Source organism: Actinoplanes subtropicus, from assembly GCF_000721705.1.
In the GTDB taxonomy this organism is placed as follows: Bacteria; Actinomycetota; Actinomycetes; order Mycobacteriales; family Micromonosporaceae; genus Actinoplanes; species Actinoplanes subtropicus.
On the sequence record NZ_JOJL01000010.1, the window covers coordinates 39,820 to 55,664 of the forward strand.

A 15,845-nucleotide genomic window follows, 5' to 3' on the forward strand; every position below is an offset into this window, starting at 1 on the left:
TGACAGGCCCATGGTGCAGGCCAGTTCGGCCGTCGGCGGCGGCGTGCTGCTCGCCATCGCCTCCGCGACGGCGTTCGGCCTGTCCGGCTCGCTGGCCACCGGATTGCTGACCACCGGATGGAGCCCGGGCGCGATCGTCCTCGTCCGGATGGGCATCGCCGCGATCGTGCTGGCGCCGTTCGCCCTCACCGCGCTGCGCGGCCGGTGGCATCTCCTGCGGCGGCAGGCCGGGCTGGTCCTGACGTACGGGGTGCTGGCCGTCGCCGGCGCGCAGTTCTGCTACTTCTCGGCCGTGGCCAGGATGGACGTCGGGCCCGCCCTGCTCATCGAGTACACCGCGCCGGCGGCCGTGGTCGCGTGGCTGTGGCTGCGGCGGGGCCAGCGACCGGGCAAGCTGACCGTCACGGGCGCGGCGATCGCGGCGGCCGGGCTGGTGCTCGTGCTCGATCTGACCTCCGGCGCGCACCTGGCCTGGTCCGGGGTGGCGTGGGCGCTGGCCGCGATGGTCGGCGCCACGGCGTACTTCCTGATCTCGGCCGACACCGACAGCGGGCTGCCGCCACTGGCCCTGGCCGGGGTCGGCCTGACCATCGGCACGCTCACGCTCGGGCTGGCCGCGCTGACCGGGCTGCTGCCGATGCACGCGGCCACGACGCCGATCGCTTTCGCGCCGGCCACCGTGTCCTGGTGGGTGCCGCTGCTGCTGCTCGGGCTGGTCACCGCCGCTTTCGGGTACGCGACGGGGATCGCCGCCAGCCGCCGCCTGGGCTCCCGGGTCGCGTCGTTCGTGGCGCTGCTCGAGGTGGTCGCCGCCGTGGTCTTCGCCTGGTTGCTGGTCGATCAGCTGCCCGGCCCGCTGCAACTGGCCGGCGGATTGCTAGTGATCGGCGGCGTCGTCGCGGTGAAACTGGGCGACCGGGCGATTTAGCATCGGTCATGGCCGTCGACCTGTTCGCCGGGATCGCCGTCAGTGACTACGCGGCGGCACTCACCTGGTACGAGAAGCTGCTCGGCACGCCGCCGGCGTTCTTCCCGAACGACGTCGAGGCGGTGTGGGAGATCGCCGAGCATCGCTACGTCTACATCGAGCACCTGCCGGAGAAGGCGGGGCGAGCCATGCACGCCCTGTTCGTGGACGACTTCGACGACCGGATCGCGGCGATCGCCGGGCGCGGGCTGACGCCGGCGAAGGAGGAGACCTACGACAACGGCGTCCGCAAGGCGACCTACGCCGACCCGGACGGCAACGAGATCGGTTTTGGCGGGGCCGCCAGCTGAAAGTGCCACAGCATGGCCGCCGGCGTCTCGCTCGTGGCGGCGGCCGTCGCGGCCGGCACGATCGGCATCAGGGTCCACGGCCAGAGATCCCACTCCTGTGTACGGATCTGATCGGTCATCGGCTCGGCCGAGCGGTCGATCGCGCGGGCCGGCTCCTCGCACCGGCGCACCTCGAGGCCGACCGGCAGCGCCGCGCCGAGGTAGTCGGCCGCCCGGTAGCGGTACGAGGGGATCAGCCGCGGCTCGCCCTCCGCCGTGCGAACGTGCGGTACCGACCCGAGCAGGACCGTCTCGTGGTGGATATCGGTCACGATCAGGTGGCCGCCCGGCCGCAGCACCCGCGCGAACTCGGCGAACGCCGGCTTCAGGTCGGGCAGGTGAGCGAGTGCGAGCGCACAGACCACGAGGTCGACGTGGTCGTCCGGGAGCGGGATCCGGTCGAGCGGCGCCTCGTGGAACGAAGCGGCCGGCATCTTCGCCCGGGCCAGCGCCAGCATGTCCGCCGAGCTGTCGACTCCGATCACTTGATGGCCCCGGCCGGCCAGATAGGACGTGTGCCGGCCGGTGCCGCAGGCCGCGTCGAGAGCGATTCCGATCGGTAACGCGTCGACGATCTCGTGCACGAACGGCTCCTCGATCGGGAACAGCCCGTTCCCCGGCCGGTCGTACGTCTTCGACCAGGTCCGATACCCGGCGATCGTGCCGATCGGCTCGGCCGTGACGCCGTCGCCGCTCAGTTCGGGAGCGTCCAGCAGCCGCCGGATCTCCGCGATCCGGGCGGCGCCGAACTCCGGGCCGTGGTCGCCGCCGTAGGCGCGCAGCAGCGCCAGCCCCTCCAGGCCGAGCAGATAGTGCAACGGATGCTGGTAGTAAGTCACGGACGTGAATCTAGAACGGCGTGCGGCTCCGGTGCTGGCTATTTCCGCCGATCGGCCGCCACGATCCGATCGCGATCGGCCAGAAACGAAACCGTCCGATCATCGTTGACGTTCGATATCGTGTCGCATTACGTTAACCGTCACGAAACAAGCGTGGCGCTCCTCCCGCCGGTCTGGGGTGCGTGGTGACCGACGAACGCCTCTTCCAGGTGCAGCGGCACGAACGGCTGCTCACCGAGTTGCACCGGCTCGGCGCCGTGCGGGTCCGCGAACTCGCCCGTGACCTCGGCGTCAGCGAGCTGACCATCCGCCGCGACATCGCCGCCCTGGCCGCCCGCAACCTGGTCAACCGGGTGCACGGCGGCGCCACGCTGCCCAGCCGCTCCCGCCCGGCCGGCCGCCCGCGCGCGGCCACGGCCACCGGCTTCGCGATCGGCATGGTGGTGCCGTCGCTCGACTTCTACTGGCCGCCGGTGATCGCCGGGGCGCGGGCGGCGGCCGCCGCGCTCGGCGTCACCGTCCAGCTGCGTGGCTCGAGCTACGACCCGGACGAGGACCGGCGGCAGATCAGCCGGCTGGTCGAGGCGGGCGAGGTGCGCGGCCTGCTGCTCGCGCCCGCCCTGGACGATCTCCCGGGCGACGATCTCCCCCGCGGCGATCTCCCCCGCGGCGATCTCTTCCGCGGCGATCTCCCCCGCGGCGATCTCCCCCGCGGCGATCTCCCGGGCGGCGATCTCCCGGGCGGCGATCTCCCGGGCGACGCCGACGACATGATCGACTGGATCGGCCGGCTGCCGATCCCGTGCGTGCTGGTCGAGCGGCAGCCGCACCGCCGGACCGCCGCGTCCCGCCGGGTCGAGTGGGTGCGCAGCGACCACGCGCTCGGTCTCGAGATAGCCGTGCAGCACCTGCGCGAGCACGGCCACCGGCGGATCGGCGTGCTGCTGTCCCGTGGCAGCCCCACCTCGGCGTACCTGCGGCACCCGGACCTGCCGCCGCCGACCATGCTGGACGATCCGCCGCACCGGGTGGTGCGCGACGTGCTCGCCGACTGCCGCCGGCGGGGCGAGACGGCGCTGATCGTGCACAGCGACCCGCACGCGATCGCGGTCGCGCAGGCGTGCGCGGAACAGGGCCTGCGGATCCCCGAGGACATCGCCCTGATCTCGTACGACGACGAGGTCGCCCACCTGGCGGAGCCGGCGCTGACCGCGGTGCGCCCGCCGAAGAACCACGTCGGCCGGCTCGCGGTGGAGCTGATCGTCACCCGGCTGCTCGACGGCTCCCAGCGCCCGGTCCAGGGCGTGCTGGTCGCGCCGTCGCTCGTGGTCCGCCAGTCCTCGCCGTTCCATGTTCGGATCTGAACGTTTCCGACCATCTGCGTTCGCATCGTGGCGTGGCGATTTCCGACTCTCTGAGATGAGGCCATGAAGAAGGCTCTGCCCATCCTGGCCCTGGTCGCCGCGACCCTGGCCGTGCCCGTCGCCGCCTCGCCCGCGGCCGCCGCCACCAGCGATTTCCGCGGAGTCAACTGGGCCGACCAGCGCGACAACTTCGTCGACGACACCCTGGTGCCCGGCGGCTTGAGCACCAGCGACAGCTACGCGACCACGCAGGCCAAGGCGAACGGGATCCTGGCCGGCTTCCAGAACAACCTGGGGGCCAACATCGTACGGATGCCGGTGAACTATCCGACCGTTTCCGGCTCGTACTGGAACTCGTACACCGGGGCGATCGACGCGGCCACGGCCAAGGGGATGCGGGTGATCCTCAGCTACTGGGAGGCGGCCGGTTCCCGGGACGGGAAGGTCGACAACACCACCCAGTTCTGGTCGATGTGGCAGACGATCGTCACCAAGTACGTGGGCAACGCCAACGTCTACTTCGAACCGATGAACGAGCCGTACGGCTACAGCGACGCGGACTGGAAGAACCTGGCCGCCCAGTGGCTGTCCAGCTACTCGTCGGTGCCGCGCGGGCGGGTCATCATCTCCGGCGCCGGGTACAACCAGCGGCTCACCACGATCGGTTCGGACAGCCGCTTCGACGGAACGCTCATCTCGCGGCACACGTACGAGTTCTTCGACACCAGCCGGACCACCGAGGACTCCTGGCGCGAGTCGCTGCGCACCAGCGTCGGCGCGTACGCGTCGAGAGTCCTGATCACCGAGTTCGGCGCGCCGATGACCGACGGCCGCAACTACGACTCGCCCTCGGCGACGGACAGTTTCGTCGCGTTCATCCGCGGCACGGCCGCCGAGGCGCGGGCCGAGGGGCTGGGCACCGTCTACTGGCCGGGGGTGCGCATCGCCGACCCGTACCGGCTGCAGGAGATCGGCGGAAGCGGGACCAGCCTGACGCTGTCCACCACGAACGCGAGCGGTCGCGATCAGTTGCGCTACTCGTGGGGGCTGGACGGCGGCGGCAACGTGCCGCTCACCCACTACCAGGTCACCAACCGCAACAGCGGCAAGGTGATGGACGCGGTCGGCGCTTCCACCGCCGACAGCGTCGAGATCAAGCAGTACGCGTGGAACGGCGGGCTCAACCAGAAGTGGGCCTTCGAGGACCTCGGCACCGGCTACCTGCGGATCGTCAACCAGAACAGCGGCAAATGCCTCGACGTCGCCTCGGCATCGACCGCGGACGGCGCGAACATCATCCAGTACACCTGCGGCAGCGGCACCAACCAGCAGTGGCAATGGACCGCCACCGGCGGCTACTACACGCTCAAGGCCCGGCACAGCGGCAAATGCCTCGACGTGACCGGCGCCTCCACCGCCGACGGCGGCGACATCGAGCAGTACACCTACAACGGCGGCACCAACCAGCAGTGGAGCCGGACCGCTGCTTGAGGCCCTCCGCGCCTCCTGCCTTGCCGCCCGCCGGTGGGGCAGGACACGCGGTCAGGCCGGGGAGGTCAGGTAACGCTGGATCGTCGGACCCACCCAGGCCGCGGCCTCCTCGGCGGGCATCGCCACCATCGGGGGCAGGCGCAGCACGAACCGGCACAGCGCGAGCCCGAGCATCTGGCTGGCGACGAGCCCGGCCCGGCGCGGCGCGTCGGCCGGATCGGGACAGACCGCGGCGACCACCGGCAGCAACTGGGCGCCGAACAGGTCACGCATCCGATCGGCGGCGGCCGCGTTCGTCGCGGCGGCGCGCAGCAGGGCGGTCAGCGTGTCGTCGCCCTCCCAGCGTCGCAGGAAGTGCCGGGCCAGAACAGAACCGATCTCCTGCGCCCGGATCGCCGACACGTCCGGCAACTGCAGGTCGAACTCGGCCGCCGCGGCGAACAGCTTCTCCTTGTTGCCGTAGTAGCGCATCACCATCGACGGGTCGATGTCGGCGTCGGCCGCGATCGAGCGGATCGTCGCCCGCTCGTAGCCGTCGCTGGCGAACCGCTCACGAGCCGCCACCAGAATCGCCGCCCGGGTCGCGTCCGACCGCCGTTCCGCCATGCTCAGGCTCCCTTCCGCCGAGCGCCGGCCGTTCCCCGGGCGCCGGCCTTTCCCCGGGCGATCGTAGACAGCTCGGACAGATTCATCGCGAGGCCACGGCGAACCGCGGGAACCCTCCCCACGATCGGCAGCACGGTGTTTCGCACCGCGATGAGCGGACGGCTGCGCAGCGTGGCGATCCTGGTCATCCGATCGGTGAGCGCCACCACGCCGGCGGCGATCGGGCGGCGAACGGTCTCGTACCGATCGAGATCGCTCCCGCCGGCGAGCACCGCGGCCAGCTCGATCGCGTCCTGGATGCCGGTGTTCATGCCCTGGCCGCCGGCCGGGCTGTGCACGTGCGCGGCGTCCCCGGCCAGGAAGACGCGTCCCGATCGATAGTGCTCGGCGAGCCGGTGATGCACCCGGAAGCGGGAGCTCCACACGACCTCGCGCACCCGGGCCGGCTCGCGCCGGGGGCCGCGGGCGTCGAGGATCGCCTGCACGTCGGCGGCCGTGGGGTGCTCGGGCGCCTCGTCGAGGGTGGCGACGATCCGGTGCCGGCCGCCGGGGAGCGGCGCGACCACGACCAGCCCGGCCGGCGAGAAGTGGAGCGTCACCTCGTCGTCCGGCAGCGGCCAGTCCATCCGCACGTCGGCGAGGACGAAGCTCTCCTCGTACGCCCGGCCGGTGAAACCGATCCCGCTCAGCTCGCGCACCGTGCTGTGCATGCCGTCGGCGCCGACCAGATAGCGCGCCCGGATGCTCTCGCCGCCGCGCAGCATGGCGGTCACGCCATCGTCGTCCTGCCGGACGCCGACCAGTTCCGCCGGGCGGCGGACCGAGCCGCCGAGGCGGCGTAGGCGATCGGAAAGGATCAGCTCCGTCTCGTCCTGCGGCAACATCAGCGTGTACGGATACGGCGTCGGCAGCTCGCTGAAGTCGACGGTGAGCAGGGCGCGATCGCCGTCGCGCACGGTGAAGCGCGGCACGATGACGCCCCGCTCGACCATCTCGGCGGCGACCTTCAGCTCGTCGAGCGCCTCGAGCGTGCGCGCGTGGATGACGGCGGCGCGCGAGGTGTTGGCGCCCTCCGGCTGGCGGTCGATCAGAACGTTGCCGAGGCCGCGCTGGGTGAGGGCGGCGCCGAGGGTGAGGCCGACCGGGCCGGCTCCGGCGATCAGTACATCGATGTCGAACATGACTGCTCCTCTGAATGCCAACAACTGTTGGCATGAGAGTAGTCGATGCCCACGACTGTTGGCAAACACTTGTTGGCAAAATGCCCGCCGGGATCGAGGGACTACGATCGTGTTGACCCTGTGCGGCCTCGCGAGCGTTCTGTTCGCACTGCTCGCGGTGTGGGCGGCGCTACGTGGGGGCGGCCGGCGCGCGACGATCGGGGCGGTCCTGCTCGCGCTGTCCATCTACGGCGCGGGCGACCTGTTCAGCCCATTCGAGCGCGAGGCCTGCCGGCTGGCGGACGCCGGCTGCGCCGGTTCCGATCAGACCGCGAACCTCGGCGGCCGGCACGACGCCACGCTCAGCACGGCCGGCATCCTGCTGTTCGTCGCCGCCGCGTTCGTGCTGGCCTCGGCGATGCGGCGCGCGCCGGGCTGGCACGGCTGGGTGTGGCCGGCCCGCTGGGTGGGCATCATCTTCGCGGTGCTGCTCGTGGCGTTCGTCGGGGCCCGGCCGGCCTGGGCGGGCTGTTCGAGCGCCTGCTCACCGGTACCGGATCGATCGCGATCGGCGCGCTCGCGTGGCACATCGCCCGTCAGCCGGCCGCGGTCCGCGCCGTGCCGGTCTGAGTCCTCACTAATCGCAGTGCTCGAGCGGGCTGTCGTATGCGGCGCCCTCGATCGATCCGCCCCACCGCACGCAGACGCCGTCGGCCTTGGCCCGCACCGGCCCCGCGTAGTACTGGAAGCTGCCGCTGTCGGTGACCCGGGCGGAGCCGTTCACCTCGAGGTACGCCGAGGCGGAGGTAGCCTGGCTCAGCTCGGTCGTCTTGAGCGTCACCGTGCAGTTCTTGCCGGTCGACGCGTTGTAGAGGAGATAGACCCGGCCGAGCAGGGCGCCGTCCGTGGTCTTGAGCGGCTGCTGGTCGATCACCGAGAAGCCACTGCCGCAGACCGCCTTCGGCGTGTATCGGTTCGTCGCCGGCGCCGTGGACACGCTGACGCTCGGGTCGGCGGTGGGATCGGTGGCCGGGTCGGTCACCGCCGGCGCGGCCGAGGTGGGCGCGGTGGTCGGGCGCTGCCGGCTGCGATGGGTGGACGGGACCGCGCCGGGGCGGCCCTTCGCGCCGGCGGGAGCGTCACCGGCGGGGCCCGGGCCGGCGACGCCGAGGTCGGGACCGTTGCCGGTCTCCGCCTGGCTCGCGCCGGGGCCCAGCGCGAGCGCGGCGCCGATACCGATCGCGGCGACCACGACCGCCGCGGCCAGGGCGGCGATGGTGGCGTTCCGGCGACGGCCGCCGTTGCCACCCCGCGGGGGCGCGGACGACGGGAATCCGCCGGCCGGGGTCGCGGCTCCGATCGGCCGGCCCGGCACCGGCACCGCAGCGGCGGCGAACCCGCCCGCGCCCGGCGCCGGCGCACCAAAACCCGCGGCCGCACCGTGACCCGCGGCGGCGCCATAACCCGCGGCCGGCGCGCGCTGCGGCGCGGGAGACGTGAAATGCGGCACCCCGCGAGCAGCCCCGGCAAGCGCCGACGCACTCGGGAAGCGCCGCGCCGGATCCTTCGCGAGCGCCCGCATCACCAACGCCGCGGCCTGCGGCGGCACCTCGACCGGCAGCGTCGGCGGCTCCCCCATCACCAGCTGGGCGAGCACCTGCAACGGGTTCTCACCGACGAACGGCGGCCGCCCGGTGAGGCAGCAGTACGCGACCGCGCCCAGCGCGTACACATCGGTCGCGGGCGTGACCGGTTTGCCCTCGGCCTGCTCGGGCGCCATGTAGTGCGCCGACCCGAGGACCACGTTCGTGCCGGTCAGGCCCTCCATGGCGGTCGATCGGGCCACGCCGAAGTCGACCAGAACGAGGGCTCCGCCCGGGCGTACGAGAAGGTTCGAGGGTTTGACGTCGCGGTGCACGATGCCCGCCTCATGCGCCACCTGCAGCGCGTCGGCGACCTGGGCGACCATGGTCATGGTCTCGGCCACCGGGAGTCGGCCGGCCGCGTCGATCCGCTGGGACAGCGAGGCGCCGTCGATGAACTCCATGACCAGGTAGTCGAGCCGGCGGCCGTCGACCACCGCGTTCTCGCCGTAGTCGAAGACCTGGACGATCCCGGGGTGCCGCAGGGCGGCCATCACCCGCGCCTCACGGCGGAACCGGGCGATGAACTCGGCGTCGGCGGTCAGCGTCGGCAGCAGCACCTTAATCGCCACGCCGCGGCGCAGCAACAGGTCGTCGGCGCGCCAGACCTCGCCCATGCCGCCGGCCGCGATCCGTTCGGTCAGCCTGTAACGGTCGCTGAGCACGACCCCGGGGGTTAGCACCCGGCCATGCTACCGGTCGATCCGAAACGCTCGGCCGGCGCGAACGTCAGGGGAAGGTCAATACGTGGCCCGGCCGCCGCTGATGTCGTAGACCGCGCCGGTGGAGAAACTGACCTTTTCCGAGCACAGCCAGGCGATCAGTTCGGCCACCTCGCCGGCCCGGCCGACCCGGCGCATCGGGATCAGATTGGTGATGTGGGCGAGCGCTTCCGGCTCGGTGTCGGCGTTCATCGGGGTCGCGATGACCGCGGGCGCGATCGCGTTGGCCAGCACCCCGGTGGTCGCCAGTTCTTTGCCGAGCGATTTGGTGAGGGCGATGACCGCGGCCTTCGACGCCGAGTAGGGCGACATGTTCGGGTTGCCGTCCTTGCCGGCGATGCTGGCCATGTTGACGATCCGGCCCCAGCCCCGATCGATCATGCCGGGGACGAAGGCCTGGCAGGTGGCGAGCGTGCCGCGCACGTTCACCGCGAAGACCCGCTCCCATCCGTCGATCGGAATCTCCCACAGCGGGGCGTTCGGGCCGATGATCCCGGCCGAATTGATCAGAATGTCGACCTCGCCGGCCTCGGCGGCCGCCGCGCGCACCCGATCGGGATCGGTCACGTCGACGACCAGGTCGGCGCCCGGCGCGAGGTCCAGGGTGAGCACCTTGACGCCATCCGATCGCAATCGCTCGGCCGCCGCCGCGCCGATGCCGCTCATGCCGCCGGTGACCACCGCCGTACGGGCCATCAGTGCGACTCCCGGGACACGTTCCAGCCGCTCGAGCCGAGCAGGAAGTCCTGGTCGGCGCCGGTGTTGGCCTGCCCGACCGTGTCCACGTACAGCTTCTCCCAGCCGCGCCGGGGCGCCGCGTAGGCAGCGGCGGCCTCCGGCGAGGGAACGCGGGCGGCCAACTCGTCGTCCGCGACCTCGATGTCGAGTCGTCGCTTCGCGACATCGAGCACGACGATGTCGCCGGTGCGCACCTTCGCCAGCGGACCGCCGGCGGCGGCCTCCGGGGTGACATGCAGAACCACTGTGCCGTACGCCGTGCCGCTCATCCGCCCGTCGCAGACGCGCACCATGTCGCGCACCCCTTGGGCCAGCAGCTTCGGCGGCAGCGGCATGTTCGACACCTCGGGCATGCCGGGGTAGCCCTTCGGGCCGCAGCCACGCAGCACCAGCACCGAATCGGCGGTGACGTCGAGGCCAGGGTCGTCGATCCGGGCGTGGAAATCCTCGATCGAGTCGAAGACGACCGCCGGCCCGCGATGCGACAGCAGTGCCGGGGTGGCCGCGGCCGGTTTGATGACCGCTCCGTCCGGCGCGAGGTTGCCGTACAGCACCGCGATGCCCGCCTCCGGTTGCAGCGGCGCCTCCCGGGCCCGGATCACCTCCCGGTCGTAGACGCGTGCGTCGTCGAGATACGACACCAGCGGCCGCCCGGTGACCGTGATCGCCGCCGGATCGAGCAGGTCGCGCACCTCGCGCAGCACCGCGTGCAGCCCGCCGGCCCGATACAGGTCGTCCATCAGGAAGCGCCCGGCCGGCTGCAGGTCGACCAGCAGCGGCACCCCCGATCCGACCCGGTCGAAATCGTCCTGCGACAGCGGCACGCCGAGCCGGCCGGCGATCGCGAGCAGGTGCACGACCGCGTTGGTCGACCCGCCGGTCGCGGCCAGCGTGACGATCGCGTTGAGGAACGACGCCCGGGTCATCACCGCGCTCGGCCGCCGCTCCCGATCGACCAACTCGACCGCCAGCAAGCCGGTCGCGTGCGCGGCCTCCAGCAGGCGGCTGTCCGGCGCCGGGGTGCCGGCGATGCCCGGCAGCGTCATGCCGAGCGCCTCGGCGAGGATGCCCATCGTCGAGGCGGTGCCCATCGTGTTGCAGTGCCCGCGGCTGCGGATCATCGAGGACTCGGAGCGCTGGAACTCGGCCGCGCTCATCGTGCCGGCGCGCACCTCCTCGGAGAGCTGCCAGACGCCGGTGCCGCAGCCCAGCGGCACGCCGCGGAAGGTGCCGGTCAGCATCGGCCCGCCCGGCACCACGACCGCCGGGAGGTCGACCGACGCGGCCGCCATCAGCAGCGCCGGGATCGTCTTGTCGCAGCCGCCGAGCAGCACCACGCCGTCGATCGGATTCGCTCGCAGCATCTCCTCGATGGCCATCGCGGCCATGTTGCGCCACAGCATCGCGGTCGGCCGCACCTGCGTCTCGCCGAGCGACACGACCGGCAGGTTGAGCGCGATGCCGCCGGCCTGGTGGATGCCGTCGGCGACGCTGCGGGACACCTCGTCGAGGTGCGCGTTGCACGGGGTCAGGTCGGACGCCGTATTCGCCATCGCGATGTGCGGCCGGCCGTCGAACGCGTCGGCCGGCAGGCCCCGGCGCATCCAGGCCCGATGGATGTAGCTGTTCCGGTCATCGCCGCCGTACCACTCCGCGCTACGCCGCATTTTGTCACGGTAACCCTTTCAACTTGGCGGAACAACGGTCTAACATCCGGAACATGACCGACCTGTCCGAGCGGCTCGTCGGGGCCGACCGGGTGCTCGCGGTGCTGGCCGAGCTGGCCCGGCACCCCGACGGGATCGGTCTCGAGGACATGGCCCGAGCGATGGCGAGCCCCAAGCCGACCGTGCACCGCGCGCTCGCCGCGCTGCGCCGGGCCGGTTTCGCCGCCCAGGACGGGCACGGGCGGTACGTGCTCGGCGACGAGTTCCTGCGGCTCGCGTTCGCTCATCACGAGGCGCGGCCCGACCACGTCCGCGTGCTACCGATCCTGCGCCGGCTCTGCGAGCGACACGGCGAAACCGTGCACTACGCGACCCTGGACGGCCGCTGGGTGGTCTACCGATCGAAACTCGACCCGCCGTCCGGCGCGGTCAAGCTGACCTCGTTCGTCGGCGGCCGCAATCCCGCGCACACCACCGCCGTCGGCAAGCTCCTGCTCTCGTTCGACCTGAAAACGCCGCAACAGGTACGCGACTGGATCGGCGACGAGCCGCTGAGCACCCCGACCGAGCGCTCGATCGCCACGGCCGAGGGCCTGTCCGCCGAGCTGGAGCGCACCCGGGAGCGCGGTTACGGCACCGACGACCAGGAGAACGAGCCGGGCGTCGCCTGCCTGGCGGTCCCGGCGTACCTCACCTCGCCGAGCGTGCCGAGCGGGGCGATCAGCATCAGCGGCCTCGCCTATCGCACACCGCTGGAGACGCTCATCGACGATCTGCCGGCGATCCGGGCGATCGTGACCGGATCGGAGCAGCCGTGATCACTTTTCGAGCGACGCCGGTCAGCGACGACGCGTACGAGCTCGGCGAGGGCCCGGTCTGGGACCCGCTCCGGCAACGCCTGCTGTGGGTCGACATCCTGCCGGGCAAGGTCTACGCCGGCCGGCTCGGCCCGTTCACGGTCGATCAGGAGTGGTCGTTCGACGGCATGGTCGGCGCGGTCGCCGTCTCGGCCGAGGGCGCGCTGCTGGTCGCCGAGCAGGAAACGCTCACCCGCGTGGACCCGGACGGCACCCGCACATCGCTGGCCCGGGTGCTTCCGGCCGGCGGTGGCAGCCGGCTCAACGACGGCGGCGTCGACCCGGATGGGCGCTTCCTGATCGGCAGCATGTCGCTGACCGACGTGAACGGCGCGACCGACGAGAAGCTGGTCCGCCTCGAGGGCGGGAAACTGATCACACTCGATCACGACCTGACGCTCTCCAACGGGCTGGCCTGGGTCGGCGACCGGTTCTACAGCATCGACTCGATCCCCCGCGTGGTCTACGGCCGCGACTACCCGGACGGCCGGCGCGAAGAGCTGTTCCGGATCGCCGGCGGCCTGCCCGACGGGATGTGCGCCGACCGCGACGGCAACCTCTGGATCGCCGTGCACGGCGCCGGCCGGGTCGAGCGCCGCACCCCGGCCGGCGACCTGCTCGCGGTGGTCGAGCTCGACTCGCCCCAGCCGACCAGCGTCGCCTTCGCCGGCCGGGATCTCGACGTCCTGGTCATCACATCGGCGACCGAGGGGCTCGATCCCGTCCCGCCGAACGCCGGCCGCCTCTACGCCTGCCGGGTGAACACGGCCGGCCTGCCCACGCCGTACTGGAATCCAGCCCTCTGACATCGGAGAACCTCGTGTATCTCATGCGTGTCGGCGCCCCCGGCGCCGAAAAGCCGGTCGTGCGCGTCGACGACACCCACTACGTGGACGTGTCCGACCTCGTCCGGGACTTCGACGAGAGGTTCTTCGGCGGCGACGGCGTGCGGCGGCTGGCCGAGCCGGTCGCCGAGCGGATCGCCGCCGGCGAGACCGAGCCGTTCGGCGGCCAGCGGATCGGCGCGCCGATCGCCCGCCCGCACCAGATCCTGTGCATCGGGCTGAACTACCGCGACCACGCCGCCGAGACCGGTCAGGCCGTCCCGGACGAGCCGATCCTGTTCACCAAGTCGCCGAACACGCTCGTCGGGCCGAACGACGACATCCGCATCCCGCGCGGCTCCACCAAGACGGACTGGGAGGTGGAGCTGGGCATCGTCATCGGCAGCCGGACGTCCTATCTGGACTCGGTCGCCGACGCGGCCGCGGCGATCGCCGGGTACGTGCTGGTGAACGACGTGAGCGAGCGGGCGTTCCAGATCGAGCGCGGCGGCCAGTGGAGCAAGGGCAAGTCGGCCGAGACGTTCAACCCGGCCGGTCCCTGGCTGGCCACGCCGGACGAGATCCCGGACGTGCTCGACCTGGGCATGTGGCTGGACGTGAACGGGGTGCGCCGGCAGACCGGCAACACCCGCACGATGATTTTCGATCCGCACTTCATCGTCCACTACCTGAGCCAGTTCCTGGTGCTCGAGCCGGGCGACCTGATCAACACGGGCACCCCGCCGGGCGTCGGCATGGGCCACGACCCGCAGATCTGGCTCCGGGCCGGGGACGTGGTCGAGCTCGGCATCGACCGGCTCGGCAGCGGGCGGCAACCGGTCGTCGGGCCACGCTGATGCGAGCCCTCGTCTTCACCGGCCCCGGCAAGGCGTCGGTCCAGGACGTGCCGCCGCCGCAAGCGGGGCAGGGCCAGGTCGTCGTCGACGTCGAGCGGGCCGGGATCTGCGGCACCGACCTGGAGCTGTTCAGCGGTGAGATGAGCTACTACGGCACCGGCCAGTCGTCGCATCCGCTCCGGCCCGGTCACGAGTGGTGCGGCACGGTCTCGGCGGTCGGGGACGGGGTGGACGAGGGCTGGCTCGGCGCGCGGGTCACCGGCGACACGATGGTCGGCTGCGGCGAGTGCCGCCGCTGCCGGGCCGGGCGGCACTGGGTCTGCGCGACCCGGCACGAGCTGGGCATCACCGACGGGCTGCCCGGAGCGCTCGCCACCCGGCTCGCCTTCCCGGCGGCGTATCTGCACCGGCTGCCGTCCTCGGTCGACGCGACGCTCGGCGCGCTGGTCGAGCCGGGCGGCAACGCGCTGCGCTGCGTCCAGGCGTCCCGGGTGGAGCCGGGCGAGCGCTTGCTTGTTCTCGGAACCGGCACGATCGGCCTGCTGGTGGCGCTCTTCGCCCGGGCGCGCGGCGTGCTGGTGCACCTGATCGGCCGATCGGAGAGCGACCTCGAACTGGCCCGGCAGCTGGGCTTCGCCGACGCGTGGACCCGCTCGACGCTGCCGGACCTGCCGTGGGACGGGATCGTCGACGCCACCACCGGCGAGCAGATGCCCGCGCTCGCGCTCGACCTGATCGAACCCGGCCGCCGGATCGTCTACATCGGGCTGTCCGTGCCGCCGAGCCTGATCGACACCCGTGCCCTGGTGCTCAAGGACGTCACCGCGGTGGGCATTCTGGGTGCTTCGGCCGGTCTGGCCGGAGCGATCGAGGCGTACGCCGACGGCTCGGTCGATCCGCGGCCGCTCATCGCCGCGACCGTAGGCCTGGACCAGATCGCCGACGTGCTGGCCGGGCACCGGCCGCCCGGCACCGGACCCAAGATCCACGTTGATCCCTCGGAGGGCTGACCCATGACCGAATTCGCCGGCCTGAACGCGATCGTCACCGGAGGCGCCTCCGGGATCGGCCTGGCCACCGCCAACCTGCTCACCGCGCGCGGCGCGAAGGTGGCGTGCCTCGACCTGAACCCCTCGGTGCCGCCGCCCCTGCTCGGTTTCCAGGCGGACGTGACCGACGACAATTCGATCCGATCGGCGGTCGAGGCGGCCGCCGAGGCGCTCGGCGGGATCGACATCGTGGTGAACAACGCCGGGATCGGCGCGCAGGGCTCGGTCGAGGACAACGACGACGCCGAGTGGTCGCATGTGTTCGACGTGAACGTGCAGGGCATGGTGCGGACCAGCCGGGCCGCGCTCCCGCACCTGCGCCGCTCGTCGCACGCGGCGATCGTCAACGTCTCGTCGATCGCGGCGACCGCCGGTCTGCCCCAGCGCGCGTTGTACTCGGCCACCAAGGGCGCCGTGCTGTCGCTGACGCTCGCGATGGCCACCGATCACCTGCGCGAGGGCATCCGGGTCAACTGCGTCAACCCGGGCACGGCCGACACCCCGTGGATCGGCCGCCTGCTGGCCAAGGCCGCGGATCCGGTGGCCGAGCGCGCGGCGCTGGAGGCCCGCCAGCCCACCGGCCGGCTGGTGTCGGCGGACGAGGTGGCGGCGGCAATCGCTTACCTGGCCGGTCCGCTCGCCACGGCCACCACCGGGACGTCGCTCGCCGTGGACGGCGGCATGCAGGGCCTGCGCCCCCGGAAATGAGCG

General features: G+C 72.1%; 16 protein-coding genes. 9 read left to right on the forward strand and 7 right to left on the reverse strand.

What is annotated here, in order from left to right; genetic code table 11:
* Positions 1–10: 10 nt before the first annotated feature.
* Together IH26_RS0115470 and IH26_RS0115475 are read left to right on the forward strand one after the other, a co-directional pair.
* A complete protein-coding gene (locus tag IH26_RS0115470; protein ID WP_245665214.1) occupies positions 11–928 on the forward strand; it encodes an EamA family transporter in 918 nt (305 codons plus the stop codon).
* A gap of 8 nt (positions 929–936) precedes the next feature.
* Positions 937–1,278 (forward strand): VOC family protein, encoded by a 342-nt coding sequence (locus tag IH26_RS0115475; protein ID WP_030436888.1) that lies wholly within the window; start codon positions 937–939, stop codon positions 1,276–1,278.
* On the opposite strand, the gene IH26_RS0115480 is transcribed toward IH26_RS0115475, so the two are convergent.
* Positions 1,227–2,156, reverse strand: a complete 930-nt coding sequence (locus tag IH26_RS0115480) for a class I SAM-dependent methyltransferase (protein WP_051808170.1) — start codon at positions 2,154–2,156, stop codon at positions 1,227–1,229. The genes IH26_RS0115475 and IH26_RS0115480 overlap by 52 nt on opposite strands.
* Positions 2,157–2,341: 185 nt before the next feature.
* Here IH26_RS0115480 and IH26_RS62835 point away from each other — a divergent pair, with 185 nt between their 5' ends.
* Both IH26_RS62835 and IH26_RS62840 read left to right on the forward strand, forming a co-directional pair.
* The gene (locus tag IH26_RS62835) at positions 2,342–3,520 is read left to right on the forward strand and encodes a substrate-binding domain-containing protein (RefSeq protein ID WP_051808171.1); all 1,179 of its coding nucleotides are present in this window, start codon (positions 2,342–2,344) and stop codon (positions 3,518–3,520) included.
* 63 nt (positions 3,521–3,583) lie between these two features.
* Positions 3,584–5,011 (forward strand): RICIN domain-containing protein, encoded by a 1,428-nt coding sequence (locus tag IH26_RS62840; RefSeq protein WP_030436890.1) that lies wholly within the window; start codon positions 3,584–3,586, stop codon positions 5,009–5,011.
* A gap of 51 nt (positions 5,012–5,062) precedes the next feature.
* Here the strand turns inward: IH26_RS62840 and IH26_RS0115500 are convergent, their stop codons facing one another.
* From IH26_RS0115500 to IH26_RS0115525, 6 genes are all read right to left on the reverse strand, one after another.
* Positions 5,063–5,617 (reverse strand): TetR/AcrR family transcriptional regulator, encoded by a 555-nt coding sequence (locus IH26_RS0115500; protein WP_030436891.1) that lies wholly within the window; start codon positions 5,615–5,617, stop codon positions 5,063–5,065.
* Between the two features lie 2 nt (positions 5,618–5,619).
* Entirely contained in the window at positions 5,620–6,798 is a 1,179-nt protein-coding gene (locus tag IH26_RS0115505; protein WP_051808172.1) for an FAD-dependent monooxygenase, read from the reverse strand.
* Between the two features lie 303 nt (positions 6,799–7,101).
* Positions 7,102–7,365, reverse strand: a complete 264-nt coding sequence (locus IH26_RS59770; protein ID WP_030436893.1) for a hypothetical protein — start codon at positions 7,363–7,365, stop codon at positions 7,102–7,104.
* Positions 7,366–7,414: 49 nt separating this feature from the next.
* The gene (locus IH26_RS0115515; RefSeq protein WP_084598850.1) at positions 7,415–9,103 is read right to left on the reverse strand and encodes a serine/threonine-protein kinase; all 1,689 of its coding nucleotides are present in this window, start codon (positions 9,101–9,103) and stop codon (positions 7,415–7,417) included.
* Positions 9,104–9,160: 57 nt separating this feature from the next.
* Positions 9,161–9,838 (reverse strand): SDR family NAD(P)-dependent oxidoreductase, encoded by a 678-nt coding sequence (locus IH26_RS0115520; RefSeq protein WP_030436895.1) that lies wholly within the window; start codon positions 9,836–9,838, stop codon positions 9,161–9,163.
* The gene (locus IH26_RS0115525) at positions 9,838–11,547 is read right to left on the reverse strand and encodes an IlvD/Edd family dehydratase (protein WP_030436896.1); all 1,710 of its coding nucleotides are present in this window, start codon (positions 11,545–11,547) and stop codon (positions 9,838–9,840) included. Before IH26_RS0115525 ends, IH26_RS0115520 begins: the two co-directional genes overlap by 1 nt.
* A 53-nt stretch (positions 11,548–11,600) precedes the next feature.
* Between IH26_RS0115525 and IH26_RS0115530 the strand changes: the two genes are divergently transcribed.
* Genes IH26_RS0115530 through IH26_RS0115550 form a run of 5 tightly spaced genes read left to right on the forward strand, consistent with a single transcriptional unit; the run spans position 11,601 to position 15,842 of the window.
* The gene (locus IH26_RS0115530) at positions 11,601–12,365 is read left to right on the forward strand and encodes an IclR family transcriptional regulator (protein WP_030436897.1); all 765 of its coding nucleotides are present in this window, start codon (positions 11,601–11,603) and stop codon (positions 12,363–12,365) included.
* Positions 12,362–13,210, forward strand: a complete 849-nt coding sequence (locus IH26_RS0115535) for an SMP-30/gluconolactonase/LRE family protein (protein ID WP_051808174.1) — start codon at positions 12,362–12,364, stop codon at positions 13,208–13,210. The genes IH26_RS0115530 and IH26_RS0115535 overlap by 4 nt, the downstream gene beginning before the upstream one ends.
* 23 nt (positions 13,211–13,233) lie before the next feature.
* Entirely contained in the window at positions 13,234–14,085 is an 852-nt protein-coding gene (locus tag IH26_RS0115540) for a fumarylacetoacetate hydrolase family protein (RefSeq protein ID WP_425394382.1), read from the forward strand.
* Positions 14,085–15,095: a zinc-dependent alcohol dehydrogenase gene (locus tag IH26_RS0115545; RefSeq protein WP_030436900.1), complete on the forward strand. Its 1,011-nt coding sequence runs from the start codon at positions 14,085–14,087 to the stop codon at positions 15,093–15,095. The genes IH26_RS0115540 and IH26_RS0115545 overlap by 1 nt, the downstream gene beginning before the upstream one ends.
* A 3-nt stretch (positions 15,096–15,098) precedes the next feature.
* On the forward strand, positions 15,099–15,842 hold the full coding sequence (locus IH26_RS0115550; protein ID WP_030436901.1) for an SDR family NAD(P)-dependent oxidoreductase: 744 nt from the start codon (positions 15,099–15,101) through the stop codon (positions 15,840–15,842).
* Positions 15,843–15,845: the final 3 nt, after the last annotated feature.